Genomic DNA, 15455 nt, shown 5'->3' with positions numbered 1-15455 from the left:
GGACAAAAATGTTTTAATTATTTTGTGTGTCTACTTGACACAAGCTGATCATACACACAACTCATTTACTATTTATCTTCATTTTCTTTACGAGGTGATTCATATGTAATCAACTCATCAATTGAACAATTTAAGTAATAACATAACTTACAAATCAAACCAGCGTCAATTCTTTGAAATTGGTTACGACAATATCTATTTAAATTAGGACGTAATATATCAAGATCCTTACATAATCTGTTTTTACTAATACTTTTTTCTTTTAGTATTTTTTCAATGTTAAGCGTGACTTTCCCATAGTCCATTGTATCACCTACTTGTTTGTAATTATACATTATAATATATGAAATCGTAATTTGTTATACAAGACCTATTTAAATAGAACCACCCTATATGCTTACAAACTGTATTGTGATATCATATGTATAGTTTTATAAAAAAGCAAGGAGAAATGACCATGTATCTATTCGATTTTTTTCATTCATTAACATTATTAGATAAGGCAAAAATACCAGATATTTCTATATTTCCTAATCAAGATGTATTTTATTTTGGCTATTGTGAAAAAGATGATATAAAAGATGTTATATGTGGTAACGATCATTATCATGTTGCTTATGTTTATCGAAATGATGTTAAAAAATTGAATTATCTTGGTATAGATTACATTGTAGAATATATTGAGGAAATAAACAGAGAGCCATATTATACCTTTCCTGGTGAATATGCGGCAATTTATGAAGCAGTTTGGTTATTTGATGAATTGAATGTAATTGATAATCCTTTCTTTAATATGGTACTATCCGTACCACTTCCCAGCATTTCTTCTTCTCTTTCTGATGAAAATACTGATGATGAATTAACCATTGTGGATTTTCAAGGTAATCCTTTAATCAAGAAGTTATATATGGCACAGTTTATGTATTATATAAAAAAGTATCTTGCAGTTAAATCTAAGCAATATACGATAGTAAAAGAAGCGTCAGATGTCTTGTTGGAAGCTAGAATAATGGATGTTATGAAAGATTATTTACAGAATATCCCTTTAAATTATAAATCCCAGATTTATACAAAGGAAAATAATCCAGAGTTTGATGATTTTGTCCAACAAATTGGTTCCATCGCAGAGCATGAGCTTTGGGATTAACAAAGATATCCTATTCATACCTGCATTAAAAAATGGCATTCACTTTCGCAAACACCATTTTCTATGATTATTTTTTATTTTTCAATTACAGTGGGACGAATTTCTTGAGGTTGTTCTAGCATTGCTTTTACTATTCTATACTCTTTAACGCCTCTACCATGTCAATTTGATTCAAGGTACGATTCGTCATAAAGTTCACTATCAGCGCAAAGCCTAATGATAGTAAAGCCGCATATAAATAGCTCACTGGATATACAGTTACTGCGAAATGAATGGAAGGCATTTTTAATGCGCTTGTTAACATGCCACTTAATACTCGTCCAAGTGGTAATCCACACAATATACCAATACCTGTTAATATCACTGTTTCTTTATTTACATAAAGATGCACTTCTTTATCAAAGAATCCTAGTACTTTAATTGTCGCAAGTTCTCTTTCACGCTCAGATATATTGGTTGTGGATAGTGTGAATAATACCACAAAGGCAAGTCCTGCAGCCATAAACGTAATCAGATAAACCACTGCATTGATCAACGTAAATGCATCAGAGAATTGATCACGCAATGCTTTTACACTCACAGCAGATAAAACATGATCTTTCTTACTGAATGTTTCCACAAACTGTGTCTGTTTCTCATATCCATCCTTAAAATGTGCTAGATAGCCATTTCCTTCATACTTTCCAAATAATGATTCATATGTTTTCTGATTCATATAGACCATATTTCCCAGGTAATTTTGTACGATTTTCTGTACCTCAACGTCCTGTTCAATCAAATCCATATTTTGAATAAAAATATGGTCATGTTTATCAAAACCAAGTACAGTAGAAACATTTTCAGTGATGTATATTCCATCATTTAATGCTATAGCTTTACCATTTGTATCCTCTAAGCCAATATATCCTTCTATACTTTCTCCATTAGGAATGACCATCATAGAAACACTTTCTTCCTGACCATCATGTTTTGATTTTACTTTCACATTATCCATACGTATACCAATCAGATCTTTTATATTTTGATCTTCTACAAGTTCTTTTTTCATAGATTCATATTCTTTACTAGCTACAACACTCATAAAATCATATTGATAGATTTTTTCATATTGTTCTGGCATAAGTTCATTTACAGAATCCTTAATCGCAAAGCCACATAGAATCAAGGCAGTGCACCCCATAATACCGCCAATTGTCATAAACATACGTTTTTTAAATCGAAACAGATTACGCATAGTGACCTTATTCAGGAAAGATAAACGTTTCCATATCATTGGAATATATTCCAAAATCACCCTTGAACCAGCACGTGGTGCTTTTGGTCGCATCAATACTGCGGGCATTTGTGATAGTTCTAATCGACATGCGATAATTGTCGCAAACATAATACCAACAACAAATAACAAGACCCCACCTACACCATATATGAAATCAAAGCTTATCTGATATTCTGGTATTTTATATAGAACCTGAAAAATTGTAAACAGAAACTTTGGCAATAGCCAAAAGCCGCAAGCATCCCCTAAAATTCCACCTATGAAACAGGCAGAGAATGCATATATTAAATACTTACTGTAAATCGACATATCAGAAAAACCGAGTGCTTTGTAAGTTCCAATCAAGCCACGTTCTTCTTCAACCATACGGGTAATAGTGGTTAAAGATATTAAAATTGCGACGATTAAAAAGATGATAGGAAAAGCTGTTCCTACAGTTTCAATAGAAGATGCATCACTTTCTACTGAGGTATAAGAATCCATTGCATTACGGTCTTGTACATACCATGTTGCTTTATCAATTTTTTCAATATCTGCCTTTCCTTCCGCAAGCTTTTTCTGTGCTTCTTCTTTTTGTTTATCATAATTATGCTGTTGTACAGACAGTTCTTTTTCGCCATCTTGTAATTGTATTTCACTTTCTAATAGCTGTTGTTTCCCTGATTCTAATTGTTGTTTAGCGTCATTTAATTTCTGAATAGCGAGTGCCTGCTGCTGTTTCAGGTTCATCTGGGAATCTTCTAATAAACTTTGCGTTGCATATAATTTCTTATAACCTGCCAGTGTTTTTTCCTTGCCATCCTGTAGCTGTTGTTCTTTTTCCTGTATTGTGGAAAAACCTTGTGAAAAACCTGCCACTGCTTGTTCCTTCTGTGAAAGCAACTGTGTTTCCAGATTTGATATCACCTGTAAATTCGCCTGTATTTGTCCTTTTTGTATGCCTAAAGCAAGAATTGCTTGTGGTAATGTTTCTAATACTTGTATCTGATTTTCGATTATTTGTTTCTGTGTTTCATAATCTGATGATGTGATATCCAATGCCTTTAATTGTGCTTCTAATTGCTCCTTCACTGGTTCTATCTGTATGGATAATGCAGATAGTAACTGCTGCTGTTGAAGTTCATATTGTTGTGATAATGTTTCTTGCAGCCTCTGTATGGTAATCGTTAATACTTCTATTTGTTGTTTTGCATCATCACTTTGTTGTTGGGATAATGCTTGTATTTGAAGCTGTAGTTGCGCTATTTTCTGATATGCTTGCTGAACAGCATCAATATATGTTTCCCACTCATGATGTGGCCAATTTTGTAAGCTAGTAGATAAAGAAGTTTCCTGCGTAGATAAAGCTTGTAAAGCACTTTTCAAATCTATGATCTGTGCTTCTATCTCCTTTTGTTTTTGATCAAGTTTTATCAATGTATCATCCTGTTGTGTTTTTAAATCATCTTTTGCCTTTGTCAGTTGAACTTCCCCATCCTGCACTTGCTTCATTGCCTCATCTAACTGTTGTTTCCCTATATCTAACTGTGTGAAACCATTCTGAAGTTTTGTATAAGCATTTGCCATTTCATCATCAAGCGTTTGGGATTGTTCCTGAAGAAATTGTTCATTAGCCTGTAACTCCTGCCATCCTTTTTGTAACTGTATTCGCCCATTTTCCAGTTCTTCACGAGCAGATGCCAGTTTTTCATCTCCTTTAGAAAATTCATTGTCCATCTGATCTTTATTTTTATCATATTGTTTCCATGCATCATCTACAACCATTTGATATCTTGCGTTTTCACGATCTGTTTTTATACTTTTCTCAATCTTTTCCATCACTTCATGAACCATTTGTTTATATGTATCACTATAACTTCTCGAATCCTTGCTGCCTTTTAATGTCATATACAGTGATGTATAAACATCATAATCAAATGCATCTAATTGTACATAAAACGTATCATCGACATTGGAAGTAGAACGAAAAGATGTTGCTCCTTCATCAACACTGATATTCATTGCATCTAAGATCACGCCACAGATTGTGAATGTTTGGTACTTTAATTTAGAATCATCATCCGAAAAAGTGATGGTATCACCAATCTTTTTACCTGAATTACGTAAAAACTTTTCACTAACCGCAATTTCTTTCGTATTTTTCGGTAAACTTCCATCCAAAACATATGGTTCATTGATTCCTGATTTTGTGATGGCATTCAATTGAATACTTTGTTTTTTATCCTGTACCTCTAATATATGTGTTTCAGAATAGCTGCCCACAATCTGATCAATTTCATCAATATTAGAAAGTGCTGAAATATCTTCATCTTCTAAACCCAAGGTAGATACCACCTGAATATCATAAAGTTTTTGCTTATCATAAAAATCATCCGCTGAATTACGTAAATCCACACAGCCCGCACGAAGTCCTGTGAGCATTGTGACTCCCAGCATCGTGATAATTAAAATAGAAATAAATCGTTTTTTACTTTTAACGATTGTCCGCCAAATATCTTGCCAATATGCTTTATTCATTTAAAATCACCACTCAATATTCGCAATTGGTATTGGATTTTTTTGAATCTTTTCTTCCAATACTTTACCATTTTTAAATCTTATTAATCGATCAGCCATTGGCGCTAATGCGGAATTATGTGTGATTAAAATCACAGTCATGCCTTCTTTTCGACAAGTATCCTGTAGCAGCTGTAAAATCTGTTTTCCTGTATCATAATCCAACGCTCCAGTTGGTTCATCGCATAACAAAAGCTTTGGATTTTTTGCGATTGCCCGTGCAATGGATACACGTTGTTGTTCCCCACCAGATAATTGAGAAGGAAAATTATTCAAGCGCTCTTTTAAACCAACTTTTTCTAATGTGTCAACTGAATTTAAGGAATCTTTACATGTATGCGCCGCAAGTTCTACATTTTCTAACACGGTCAGATTAGGTACTAAATTATAAAATTGGAATACAAATCCAATATCATTCCTACGATATAATACCAGTTCTTTTTTCTTATATGATGTGATATCTTTCCCATCAATAATCACATGACCACTACTTGCGCTATCCATACCACCTAATATATTTAATGCTGTTGTTTTACCAGCGCCACTTGCCCCCAGTATGACTACCAATTCACCTTTTTCAACTTGAAAACTTGCGCCGTTTAATGCTTTAATAGATGCCCCTTCTGTATGATATTCTTTTACTACATCCCGAAATTCAATATATGCCATATAAACGCCCCTTGCTCAACAACGTGTTGTTTTAATTATTATAACGCAATCAAAAATCATCATCAATGAACAATCTTTCCCTATATGTTGAAACAGCTTGTTCCTACATATTTCCTGTGTTATCATAACAAAAAGAGAGGTATAGAATATGCAAAAAAGGAATGAATTGACACAGCAGACGAAGCAAAATTTAAGGGAAGCTTTTTGGTCATTATATATTCAAAAACCGATTGAAAAAATAACAGTAAAAGAGATCACAGATATCGCAGGATATAATCGTGGTACCTTTTATCTATATTATAAAGATACCTATGATTTACTTGCAAAGATTGAACAGGAATTGTTGGAAGTAGTGGATGCCTTAATTACACAATGGCTAGAAAATGATGCCCTACATAACCTTCCAGATCATATGGAACATTTGATAGAATTGGCACAAACATATTCTTCTTATATGGGTGTTTTATTAAGTGATCAAGGGGATCCAAAATTCGCATCACAATTAAAAGAAATATTAAAACCTTTAATTGCCTGTTGGCTGCAGATTGATGATACAAACAAGGAATCCTCACTGCTATGTGAATTTTATTTATCTGGTTTATTGTCAGTGATCTCTATTTGGCTTTGTGAAGAGAAGGATTTAGATATTGAACAGTTTGTACAGTTCATCATTTCACATATATTTTCGATAGCAAATATTAATTCAAGTCTTGCTACTAGATAGATTGAAGGATGAATGATTGATATAAAAAATGGAACGATAATAAATCCTTTCACAATATTAACTTTATTTACTTTATCCTAAATTTTAGGAGAAATTTACAAGCTCACAAATAGCATTACGACAGGCATCTTAATACATGCTGTATAAAATAATTTTGTGAAAAACATCTTATTGATTTTATAACAGTAGTGGTTTAAATCTTTTTTATTTGAATTCTAGTATCAATTCTCAGTTTCTGTCCTGTTCTTTTATAATAATTTCGTTTAACATGAGAACTGAAAAAGAAAGGAAGTGTCTTTTATGAATCAAGAAAAAATTGGTAGCTTTCTATCAGATTGTAGAAAAGAAAAAGGATTAACACAAACGCAGCTTGCTGAAATATTAGGTGTTAGTGATAAGTCTATTTCAAGATGGGAAAATGGGAAAACGATGCCAGATCTATCATTATATGAGCCTTTGTGTGAAACGCTTGGTATACAAATATCAGAATTATTATATGCAAGGAAAATGAGTGATACTGAAAAGAAAGAACAAGGTGAAAAATCTGCATGGAATGTTTTTATGACAAAATCACAACTTGAAACATTTGGGATTTTAACAGGACTTTTGATTTTAATTGGGATCCTAATTACGATTACACTCACAAAGATGTTGGCGGTAACACCTCTACAAATCTTCATCACAATGCTATGTGGATGTTTTGTATGGGGGTTTGGTTTAGTTCTAAGAGTTAAGATTAGAAAAACTATTATAGCGTTAGAAAAACAATAGATGCTTATAGTATAATTACTATATAAGCTAATCTTATATAGGAGGATTTATTATGGGCTTGTTTCATCTATTTAAAAAAGAAAAAAATATGGATCAAAGTAATGGTATATCTCAAGAACCAGATACACCAATTCCATTTGGCATGAAAATTTCATGGTTGGTTGTGAAAGAGAAAGATCCAAAAGCAGTAATGGAAAAATTGAATTGTACCGATATCAAAATCAGTAATTGGCAAAGTGCTTTTTCTCACATGCAAAAGATGAAAAAAGTTTTTGTTACACCATGTTTCAATGGATATGTTTTAATTCTTAATTATAATGCGCCTTTAGAAAACAAAGAGCTTTTACAGGACATAGCTTCAAAATTTGAAGAAGTTCAATATTTCTCAACACATAGAATTGTTGAATTATCGTGTTGGGTGAAATATATAAACGGTAAATTAATACGAAGCTTTTATTATGTTGGAGAACAAAACGAGATTATTTGGAATGAAGGCGAATTAACACAAGAAGAAAAAGAAATCGGCTTAACTCCATCTTCTTTTGACTTAGATGAATATGATGAAAATATCGTATATCCAAATGAAGAAGTCGTTGATGAACTAGCTGCAGCATGGGGTGTAGATCCTTTTTTAGATGACTATCAAGAAACGAAATCTACTGGCTTCTTATGTCAGCTATAATATGAGTGTTCATCCAGATTGCTTAGTCTTATAAAAAATAAAGCAGTGCCAGTCGAGCATAACAGAACAGTTAAAGACGGAAAACACCTTAGAATAGTATAAATAATATACAGTGCAAAGGAAATCATCTTTGTATAAGTACAGAAAGCGGCAGAGAGAAATCTCTGCCGCCTTTGAATAAATTATGGGGTTACTTAAATGACTATAAAAGGAAATATACAGGTAACAACTAAGTGAAAATTTCAATGATATGATGAATGCAACTGACAGTTGACACATTGAATGGTGTTGATTGGTAGTGAGCAACCTGAAAAAGAGGTAAAATATACGCATAACAATCACACAAGGAGGATATCGTTATGATTTTTGCAGATAAATTAACACAGCTTCGCAAGAAAGCAGGTTGGTCACAAGAGGAATTAGCTGAACAAATGAATGTTACAAGGCAGTCCGTTTCAAAATGGGAAGGCGCCCAATCTGTTCCAGACCTTGAGAAAATGATTCGCCTTTCAGAGTTATTTGGCGTAAGTACAGACTATTTGCTTAAAGATGAAATTGAAGATGAGGAATGTACCACACCAGCTGATGAAGTATCAAAACTAAGGCGGGTATCTATGGAAGAAGTAAACGCCTTTCTTTCTGTCAAAGCTACAACATCAAAATCAATAGCATTGGCAACTTTTTTGTGTATTATATCACCTATATGTCTATTAATATTAGGAACGATTAGCGAAGTTCCAAAATATAGTTTGAGAGATGATGTGGCTGGAGGAATTGGAATGATTGTTTTACTTCTTCTTGTCACGATAGCAGTTGCTTTGTTTATTTCTAGTGGTAGAAAAACCGCAGCATATGATTATTTAGAAAAAGAAAATTTTGAAACTGCATATGGCGTTCGTGGAATGGTTTCAGAACGGAAAGCACAATACAACGAAGTATATACAAGAAATAACATAATCGGCACTAGTCTTTGTATTGTGGCACTCATCCCTCTTTTTGGAGGAGCAATTTTTAATGATGAAAATGAATTACTGCTAATAATTATGCTTTCTGCTTCTTTAGTTATCGTAGGTGTTGGTGTAGTTTTCTTTATTCATAGCGGAATCGTATGGGCAAGCTATGAAAAGCTTTTACAAGAGGGCGATTATTCAAAAGAGAAAAAGGAAAAGCAATCTGCCACAACGGCTATTTCGGTTGTATATTGGTCAATTGTTACTGCCGTATATTTAGGATATAGCTTTTCTACAAATAATTGGGGATATAGTTGGATTATTTGGGTAGTTGCGGCTGTAGTATTCCCAGCTATTGTTGCGATTTCTAATTCGCTTGGTAAACGCAAATGATGAAAACAGAATAAATATATTGCTCTGTCTTGTGTAATAAAACACGTACTATGATACAAGAGGATAACGTAATGGAAAACTTTTATGGGTGTAGATTTATTTTTAGATGAATATCAAGAAATGAAATCTACTGGTTTCTTATGTCAGCTATAATATGAATGTTAATCCAAGTTGCTTGCCGCAACGAGCTTTCCTGCCTTATAATGACAGTGAAAGGAGGTATCGCTGATGCTAAATGAAAATATCAAAGCAATCAGAAAATCCAAAGGACTTTCACAAGAAGAGCTTGCCGTCAAGTTAAATGTTGTAAGACAGACTATTTCAAAATGGGAACAGGGTGTTTCCCAAACAAAAAGATATTAAGAAACAGCCCATGTTTACCTGCTTGCAAACAAAAGAATATTGCTACTAGACTAAGAGATACTACATAAGTGTGTTGGTATCTCTTTTTTGTTGCCGTGAAACAGCAGACTATTTCATTTCTGCTTGATTACCTTAAAACTTATTAGTCTATGGTTTGTCAAGGGCTTGTTGCGTGAGAAATGCTGAATATCACCCTTTACAAAACATAGGCTGATAAGTAACTTTTCAAAAGCAGAAAAGAAATGGCAATGCTTATAACAATATGATATAATGCAGATGAAGACAAAAAAGGAATTTGTCGAGCTGGTTAGTTCGAGATAATTTTGAGTTTGTTAAGATGTGGTGCACTTGATGGAATCACAGGTACGACATCATATTATGGAGGATGAAATAGATGATAGGTTTGATTGTTGCGAGGTCAAAGAATAATGTTATAGGCAAGAATGGTAATATACCATGGAAAATAAAGGGAGAACAAAAGCAATTTAGAGAGTTAACAACGGGTAATGTGGTTATTATGGGGCGAAAGTCTTATGAAGAAATCGGTCATCCGTTGCCTAATAGAATGAATATTGTTGTTTCCACCACAACAGAGTATCAAGGAGATAATTTAGTTTCAGTTAAATCATTAGAAGATGCATTATTATTGGCTAAAGGACGAGATGTATACATATCTGGTGGATATGGACTATTTAAGGAAGCTTTGCAAATAGTAGATAAAATGTATATCACAGAAGTAGATTTAAATATTGAAGATGGAGATACATTCTTTCCAGAATTTGATATCAATGATTTTGAAGTTTTGATAGGGGAAACACTTGGTGAGGAAGTGAAATATACGAGAACATTTTATGTAAGGAAAAAATGAATTGAGTAAATTTTGGATTTAGGGTGTTTTCATAAATATATTGCTTTTTATGCATATATAAATTGTTGTAAGACAAATTCCAGTTTGTATGGGGCGATAAAATCAGAATTTGAGAGAGGATTGAATATGAATAAGGAATGGTCTGAACTTAATAAAACAATGCAGGCACAAATAAAAAAGAAAGATACTTATAAGAGGGGTATTGATACTTTACTTACTTTACGAAGTCAGTTAATACAAACCTTAGTATCTTTCAAAGAAGAATTATGCAGAGAAGATTTTAACTCAATCCCCTTCATAAACGCTGATGGTTATCATAGTAAGACGATTGCTTATTCTATTTGGCATATTTTCCGCATTGAAGATATAGTTGTGCATACAGTGATAAATGAAGATGAACAAGTATTTTTTGCAGGCAATTATCAAGAGCGTATCAATTCACCTATCATTACAACAGGAAATGAACTCATGAAACAGCAGATTGCAGACTTTTCAAAACAGCTTAATCTGGAAGAATTATATTTATATATTTTCGAAGTATGGGAAAGCACTGAGAAAATGCTTGAACGGTTATCTTATGATGAATTGAAAAGAAAAATACCGAAAGAAAGAAAAGGATACTTAGAATCGTTGAATGTAGTAAACGACAATGAAAAAGCAATTTGGCTGATTGATTATTGGTGTAATAAAGATATTTGTGGACTAATTCAAATGCCGTTTTCAAGACATTGGATTATGCACACAGAAGCCTGTTTGCGTATAAAGAACAAGATACATTCATAGGCAAAAATTTCAGTTTGTAGAACTAAGGAAATTGGAATTTAAGGAGGAATAAAGTATGGTTAGTGATTTTATAAGAGCAGCATTTCCATGGATTTTAATGGGTTTATTTGTAGCAATCAGTTGTTCCCTTATGAGTAAAAAAGAGAAATAAATTCCTGTTTGTATTTATAAAAGAGAAAAAATGAGAAAAGTAGTTTTATTTATTGCCATGAGCCTTGACGGATATATTGCGGACGGTAATGGTGGAGTAGCTTGGCTAAATGGTCATGGAAATGACAATGAAAACATCGACACTTATACAGAATTTACCAAAGATATAGATACTGTCTTAATGGGGTGGAATACTTCTCATCAGGTTGTTACTGAACTTTCTCCGCAAGAATGGGTATATAATAAATTTACAACTTATGTATTAACACATAAAGAGTGCAATTCTTCCCAACAAATTCATTTTACAAGTGAAAATCCTGTTTTATTATTGGAACGGCTAAAACAAGAAGCAGGAAAGGATATTTGGATTTGTGGCGGAGCAAATCTTGTTCAGCAGTTGGTAAGCAAAAATATGATTGATAAATATTACATTTCTGTTATTCCTACTCTGTTAGGAAATGGGGTTCGTCTTTTGGGCAACATAGACAGGGAAATAAAGTTAAGGCTTTGTAAAACACAGACTTATAACGGAATAACCGATTTGATTTATATGCGTAGATAACTAGAGAGAAACAGAAAAGCTGTTAAACCGACGGAGCGATCCGACCACGTTGGCGGGAAAATCCTTAAGATTTTTCCGCCATGCTTGCAAGGGGGCGGTTCGCTTCGGCGGTTCGGCGAGCTTGCGAGCCGTTCAAAGCCCCCGTTATCTAACAAGGGGGGCACAAAAAACAAGAGTCAATATACATTAACAAGCGGAAAACGCTGTATTTACAAGGCGAAACCGCATTTTACATGGTGTGATATAAATTATGCCATTATCACTTGGAAAAATTGAATAAGACATAGGACAGACCGTTGATTTCAAACAAGAAGTTAATTGTCTTTTTCTTTTGCAGAAATGTAAGTATTGGCAATTATCAATATACAGTAGTAGTTGCCTTAATTGTTGTAGCTCAGTATTCAACGCTGATGGTGTGAAAGATTTACGGTTGGAGATATTCAATAAGATTATTGGTGCTTAATTATTTTTATTGTGGTGCTGATATGAGAATGTTATAATGTGGATATGAAAAAATAAAAAATTTGAAGTTGTTATAAGAGAGGATAAACTTAAATGTTGATTTTAGGAATTATTATCATTATTGTCAGTTTATACTTGTTGTATCTAAAATATAGAGTTGTTTTTACTGGCGAAAAATGTAAAGGAAAAATAATAGGTATTGTAGACCAAAACGCTGGGTATGTAGTTGGTGGAATTTCTGTAAAAAAGCACGCTTATATTATAAAAATTAAGAATAAAAAGTATTATACGGCACACGGTTGTATCCTTTTATCACTGGGAAAAAGAAAAATTGGAAAAGAAATATTTGTATTTAAAAATGAAAAGTATGGAAAAGAAGTTTTTAAGTGTTTTGATTTTCGTATAGAAATTGTAGCTTTTTTGACATTTTTATCAGGTGTGTTTCTGATTTATGAGAGCTTGCAATAAAGGTAAACAACTTCATATCTGTATGCATAAGCAGTTAGTCTTAGGATTGACTGCTTTTTCTATACAGATTTTTAATGACAGGCAATTATCAGTAAATGGTAGTTGCCTTTTTTGATTGGAGGAATTAAAGAATGAATGATAAAAACTTTTTTGAAGAATTAAGACAAAAGCGTGAAGAATACGGAGTAACGCAAACAAGGTTTGCTGTTGCCTGTGGTATCAGCCGTGAATATTACAACCGCATTGAAAAAGGAAAACAGCCATTGAATGACGAATTAAAAGAAGTCATGGAAAAACAGATTGAGCGTTTCAATCCGCAAGAGCCATTATTTCTGTTGATTGATTACTTCCGTGTCCGCTTTCCTACTACGGACGCATTAAAGATTATTCGTGATGTATTACAACTAAAATCCGATTATATGCTTTATGAAGATTATGGAAAATACGGATATGAAAGTAAATATGTTTTAGGCGACATCAATATCATGTGTTCCATGCAAGAGCATTTAGGTGTTTTGTTAGAGTTAAAAGGCAGAGGGTGTCGTCAAATGGAAAGTTATCTATTGGCACAGGAACGCTCATGGTATGACTTCATGCTTGATTGTATGACGGCAGGTGGTGTGATGAAACGTCTTGATTTAGCAATCAATGATAAAGCAGGAATATTGGATATTCCAAAGTTAAAGGAAAAATACAAGGCAGGCGAATGTATCTCCTACTTCCGTAAGCAGAAAGATTACAGCGGTACGGAAAAATGCGGTAGCGATTTGCCAAAGAATACAGGAGAAACATTATATCTCGGTTCAACCAGTAGTGAGTTATATATGTGTGCTTATCAGAAGAATTATGAGCAGTATGTCAAGAATGGCACAGAAGTTGAAGATACAGAAATCAAGAACCGTTTTGAAATACGCATGAAGAATGAACGAGCCTATTATGCGGTTGTAGATTTACTGACCTATAGGGACGCTGAACGCACCGCTTTTTCTATCATCAATCATTATGTCCGCTTTGTAGATAGAGAAGATGATAAACCCAAAAGTCAATGGAAAACAAATGATGATTGGGCATGGTTTGTAGGGGAAAACAGAGAGCCGATACGATTAACTACAAAGCCAGAACCTTATACTTTACAAAAAGCGTTGCATTGGTTACAAAGACAGGTTGCACCAACCATAAAAATGGTACAGGCATTAGATAAAGAAAATCATACAACGATACTAAAAGATATGATTGAACAGGCAGAACTCAAAGATAAGCATAAACACTTATTACAGTTAGAAAAATCAACCATAGAAGAACGAATAGATACCAATGTTCCACAAGAGAATGACGGTATTTTTTAATTTCTTTGAGAAATCTGCAACAAAACATCAACTTTCGTACAGATATGGTGCGAGAACAGGAAATCTAACTTGAGAGCATGAAAATTTTATTTGATGTACAGATATGAAAATTAAAAAGAAATTGAAATTATTTTGAAAAATCTGCAACAAAACAAGGTTTCTATTCCTTATATGGTGTGAAGTTGAGGAAATCTAAACTTTTTTTGAAAATAGGTCATTAAATTTTGGCTTGCTGTCCCTATATGAAGTGAAAGACGAAAAAAGTTTTGAAAAAATGTCGGAAAATCGAGTTGAGTGGACAGTATTATGCAAAAAGAAGAAAAACTATCTTCCATTTGTATTCAAACAGGCATTGACTGTTGAGTATTGATGTGAAAAGAGAAAATTATTTTATCTTCAACTTAACAATTTAAGGTTTCCGTTCCCTATATGGCGTAGAAAGAAAAAAGTTTAAGAAATGTGATACAAATAACGCTTTTCTGTCCTGATATGGAGTGAAGAAAATAGTTCATTCTATTGTTGGCAGTAACAGTATCTTTTTGGTAGTTAGGGTGTGAAAAGGAAAATATTCTTTTTTCATCATCAACTTAGCAAAATGACATTTTCTATCCCTATATGGTGCATGAAAAGAAGTTAAAATTTTTCTATTTCAACTTAGCAAATGGACGTTTGCTGTACAGATAGTAGTGAAAAAGGGAAAAAGTTTTGAATTTTAGTTACATTTCTCCTCTTTTCCTACGCGGTATATAGGAAAGATGATTTTCTTCTTTCAATCGCTCTTTGACAACTGAATAAAGCAATTCAATACCTTTGACAGACAGCGAGCCGTTGAAACAGATACGCCATGACCTTTCTCCTGCAAAAGTGAGCGACAACCTATCTGTGTTCTTGTAAAAGACTTGTCCTCTTTTATCGCCATGACCTGTGCTGTCAGATAATGATACTCCCGTACAGCCACAGCTTGAGCGTTCAGAGCGTCGCACGCAATGGGTACGGCTACATTGATAATGCAGAGGTGGAAGTCCTGTGGGCTATGACAAAAGCCGTTGAATTGCTTAGAAAGATTTTACAGAAAGGGGGTATGTGTTATTGATAATGCTGTAAAAACAATTCAAAAGAAAAATGGCAAGTGTGGCATTGGCAACAGAGGAAAGACAAAGATTGTTGTAAAAGAGCATTTCTCCGAAAAGGGAAAGACAATGGAAGAACTTCTAACTGATGTCATGTTGGAAAAAGCAAAGCAGACAATCACATAAAATCAGTGCAGTTGTAAGAAATAGATTGA

Annotated in this window: 15 protein-coding genes and 2 pseudogenes; 14 read left to right on the top strand and 3 right to left on the bottom strand. The window is 33.5% G+C overall.

The window, feature by feature from the left end; all coding sequences use genetic code 11:
* Window positions 1–68 precede the first annotated feature (68 nt).
* Window positions 69–305 carry a helix-turn-helix domain-containing protein gene (locus DW114_RS05035; RefSeq protein ID WP_117452688.1) on the bottom strand — a complete coding sequence of 79 codons (237 nt, stop codon included), beginning with the start codon at window positions 303–305 and terminating at the stop codon, window positions 69–71.
* A 152-nt stretch (window positions 306–457) separates the two neighbouring features.
* Here DW114_RS05035 and DW114_RS05030 point away from each other — a divergent pair, with 152 nt between their 5' ends.
* On the top strand, window positions 458–1147 hold the full coding sequence (locus DW114_RS05030) for a hypothetical protein (protein WP_117452687.1): 690 nt from the start codon (window positions 458–460) through the stop codon (window positions 1145–1147).
* A gap of 130 nt (window positions 1148–1277) precedes the next feature.
* Here the strand turns inward: DW114_RS05030 and DW114_RS05025 are convergent, their stop codons facing one another.
* Both DW114_RS05025 and DW114_RS05020 read right to left on the bottom strand, forming a co-directional pair.
* A complete protein-coding gene (locus DW114_RS05025; RefSeq protein WP_117452686.1) occupies window positions 1278–4940 on the bottom strand; it encodes an FtsX-like permease family protein in 3663 nt (1220 codons plus the stop codon).
* A gap of 6 nt (window positions 4941–4946) precedes the next feature.
* Window positions 4947–5648 carry an ABC transporter ATP-binding protein gene (locus DW114_RS05020; RefSeq protein ID WP_117452685.1) on the bottom strand — a complete coding sequence of 234 codons (702 nt, stop codon included), beginning with the start codon at window positions 5646–5648 and terminating at the stop codon, window positions 4947–4949.
* Window positions 5649–5796: 148 nt separating this feature from the next.
* On the opposite strand from DW114_RS05020, the gene DW114_RS05015 reads away from it, so the two are divergent.
* The 13 genes and pseudogenes from DW114_RS05015 (at window position 5797) to DW114_RS04960 (ending at window position 15426) form a co-directional block, all read left to right on the top strand.
* Window positions 5797–6372, top strand: coding sequence for a TetR/AcrR family transcriptional regulator (locus tag DW114_RS05015; protein ID WP_117452684.1), 576 nt, complete (start codon window positions 5797–5799; stop codon window positions 6370–6372).
* 300 nt (window positions 6373–6672) lie between these two features.
* Window positions 6673–7143: a helix-turn-helix domain-containing protein gene (locus tag DW114_RS05010; RefSeq protein ID WP_117452683.1), complete on the top strand. Its 471-nt coding sequence runs from the start codon at window positions 6673–6675 to the stop codon at window positions 7141–7143.
* A 52-nt stretch (window positions 7144–7195) separates the two neighbouring features.
* Window positions 7196–7825, top strand: a complete 630-nt coding sequence (locus tag DW114_RS05005; protein ID WP_117452682.1) for a hypothetical protein — start codon at window positions 7196–7198, stop codon at window positions 7823–7825.
* A gap of 359 nt (window positions 7826–8184) precedes the next feature.
* Window positions 8185–9168, top strand: a complete 984-nt coding sequence (locus tag DW114_RS05000; RefSeq protein WP_117452681.1) for a helix-turn-helix domain-containing protein — start codon at window positions 8185–8187, stop codon at window positions 9166–9168.
* Window positions 9169–9396: 228 nt separating this feature from the next.
* The gene (locus tag DW114_RS04995; protein ID WP_117452680.1) at window positions 9397–9531 is read left to right on the top strand and encodes a helix-turn-helix transcriptional regulator; all 135 of its coding nucleotides are present in this window, start codon (window positions 9397–9399) and stop codon (window positions 9529–9531) included.
* 394 nt (window positions 9532–9925) lie between these two features.
* Window positions 9926–10421, top strand: a pseudogene (gene dfrF, locus DW114_RS04990) (trimethoprim-resistant dihydrofolate reductase DfrF).
* Window positions 10422–10525: 104 nt separating this feature from the next.
* Window positions 10526–11182, top strand: coding sequence for a hypothetical protein (locus DW114_RS04985; protein ID WP_002303420.1), 657 nt, complete (start codon window positions 10526–10528; stop codon window positions 11180–11182).
* A 181-nt stretch (window positions 11183–11363) separates the two neighbouring features.
* Window positions 11364–11894: a dihydrofolate reductase family protein gene (locus tag DW114_RS04980; RefSeq protein WP_002303421.1), complete on the top strand. Its 531-nt coding sequence runs from the start codon at window positions 11364–11366 to the stop codon at window positions 11892–11894.
* A 555-nt stretch (window positions 11895–12449) separates the two neighbouring features.
* Window positions 12450–12824, top strand: coding sequence for a hypothetical protein (locus tag DW114_RS04975; RefSeq protein WP_054344485.1), 375 nt, complete (start codon window positions 12450–12452; stop codon window positions 12822–12824).
* A 178-nt stretch (window positions 12825–13002) separates the two neighbouring features.
* Complete coding sequence (locus tag DW114_RS22165) at window positions 13003–13053, top strand: AgrD family cyclic lactone autoinducer peptide (protein WP_226973381.1); 51 nt, start codon at window positions 13003–13005, stop codon at window positions 13051–13053.
* Window positions 13031–13360 (top strand): annotated as a pseudogene (locus DW114_RS22160) (Cro/Cl family transcriptional regulator); the annotation flags it as partial. The gene DW114_RS22165 and the pseudogene DW114_RS22160, both read left to right, overlap by 23 nt.
* Before the next feature lie 12 nt (window positions 13361–13372).
* Window positions 13373–14170 carry a replication initiation factor domain-containing protein gene (locus tag DW114_RS04970; RefSeq protein WP_394336415.1) on the top strand — a complete coding sequence of 266 codons (798 nt, stop codon included), beginning with the start codon at window positions 13373–13375 and terminating at the stop codon, window positions 14168–14170.
* Window positions 14171–15216: 1046 nt separating this feature from the next.
* Entirely contained in the window at window positions 15217–15426 is a 210-nt protein-coding gene (locus tag DW114_RS04960; protein ID WP_113990460.1) for a tRNA wybutosine-synthesizing protein 3-like protein, read from the top strand.
* The last annotated feature ends 29 nt before the right edge of the window (window positions 15427–15455 follow it).

The organism is Absiella sp. AM09-50 (genome assembly GCF_003433845.1).
Lineage (GTDB): Bacteria > Bacillota_I > Bacilli_A > Erysipelotrichales > Erysipelotrichaceae > Hoskinsella > Hoskinsella hominis.
Note: the sequence above shows the minus strand (reverse complement) of the source record. Positions and strands in the feature narration are given on the sequence as shown.

Excerpts from the sequence above, each read along its gene's own strand:
- DW114_RS04970 (WP_394336415.1), top strand. The coding sequence starts at position 13,373 with ATGGAAAGTTATCTATTGGCACAGGAACGCTCATGGTATGACTTCATG.
- DW114_RS05020 (WP_117452685.1), bottom strand. The coding sequence starts at position 5,648 with ATGGCATATATTGAATTTCGGGATGTAGTAAAAGAATATCATACAGAA.
- DW114_RS05005 (WP_117452682.1), top strand. The coding sequence starts at position 7,196 with ATGGGCTTGTTTCATCTATTTAAAAAAGAAAAAAATATGGATCAAAGT.
- DW114_RS05000 (WP_117452681.1), top strand. The coding sequence starts at position 8,185 with ATGATTTTTGCAGATAAATTAACACAGCTTCGCAAGAAAGCAGGTTGG.
- DW114_RS05035 (WP_117452688.1), bottom strand. The coding sequence starts at position 305 with ATGGACTATGGGAAAGTCACGCTTAACATTGAAAAAATACTAAAAGAA.
- DW114_RS04985 (WP_002303420.1), top strand. The coding sequence starts at position 10,526 with ATGAATAAGGAATGGTCTGAACTTAATAAAACAATGCAGGCACAAATA.
- DW114_RS05025 (WP_117452686.1), bottom strand. The coding sequence starts at position 4,940 with ATGAATAAAGCATATTGGCAAGATATTTGGCGGACAATCGTTAAAAGT.
- DW114_RS05015 (WP_117452684.1), top strand. The coding sequence starts at position 5,797 with ATGCAAAAAAGGAATGAATTGACACAGCAGACGAAGCAAAATTTAAGG.
- DW114_RS04995 (WP_117452680.1), top strand. The coding sequence starts at position 9,397 with ATGCTAAATGAAAATATCAAAGCAATCAGAAAATCCAAAGGACTTTCA.
- DW114_RS04975 (WP_054344485.1), top strand. The coding sequence starts at position 12,450 with ATGTTGATTTTAGGAATTATTATCATTATTGTCAGTTTATACTTGTTG.
- DW114_RS04980 (WP_002303421.1), top strand. The coding sequence starts at position 11,364 with ATGAGAAAAGTAGTTTTATTTATTGCCATGAGCCTTGACGGATATATT.
- DW114_RS05030 (WP_117452687.1), top strand. The coding sequence starts at position 458 with ATGTATCTATTCGATTTTTTTCATTCATTAACATTATTAGATAAGGCA.
- DW114_RS05010 (WP_117452683.1), top strand. The coding sequence starts at position 6,673 with ATGAATCAAGAAAAAATTGGTAGCTTTCTATCAGATTGTAGAAAAGAA.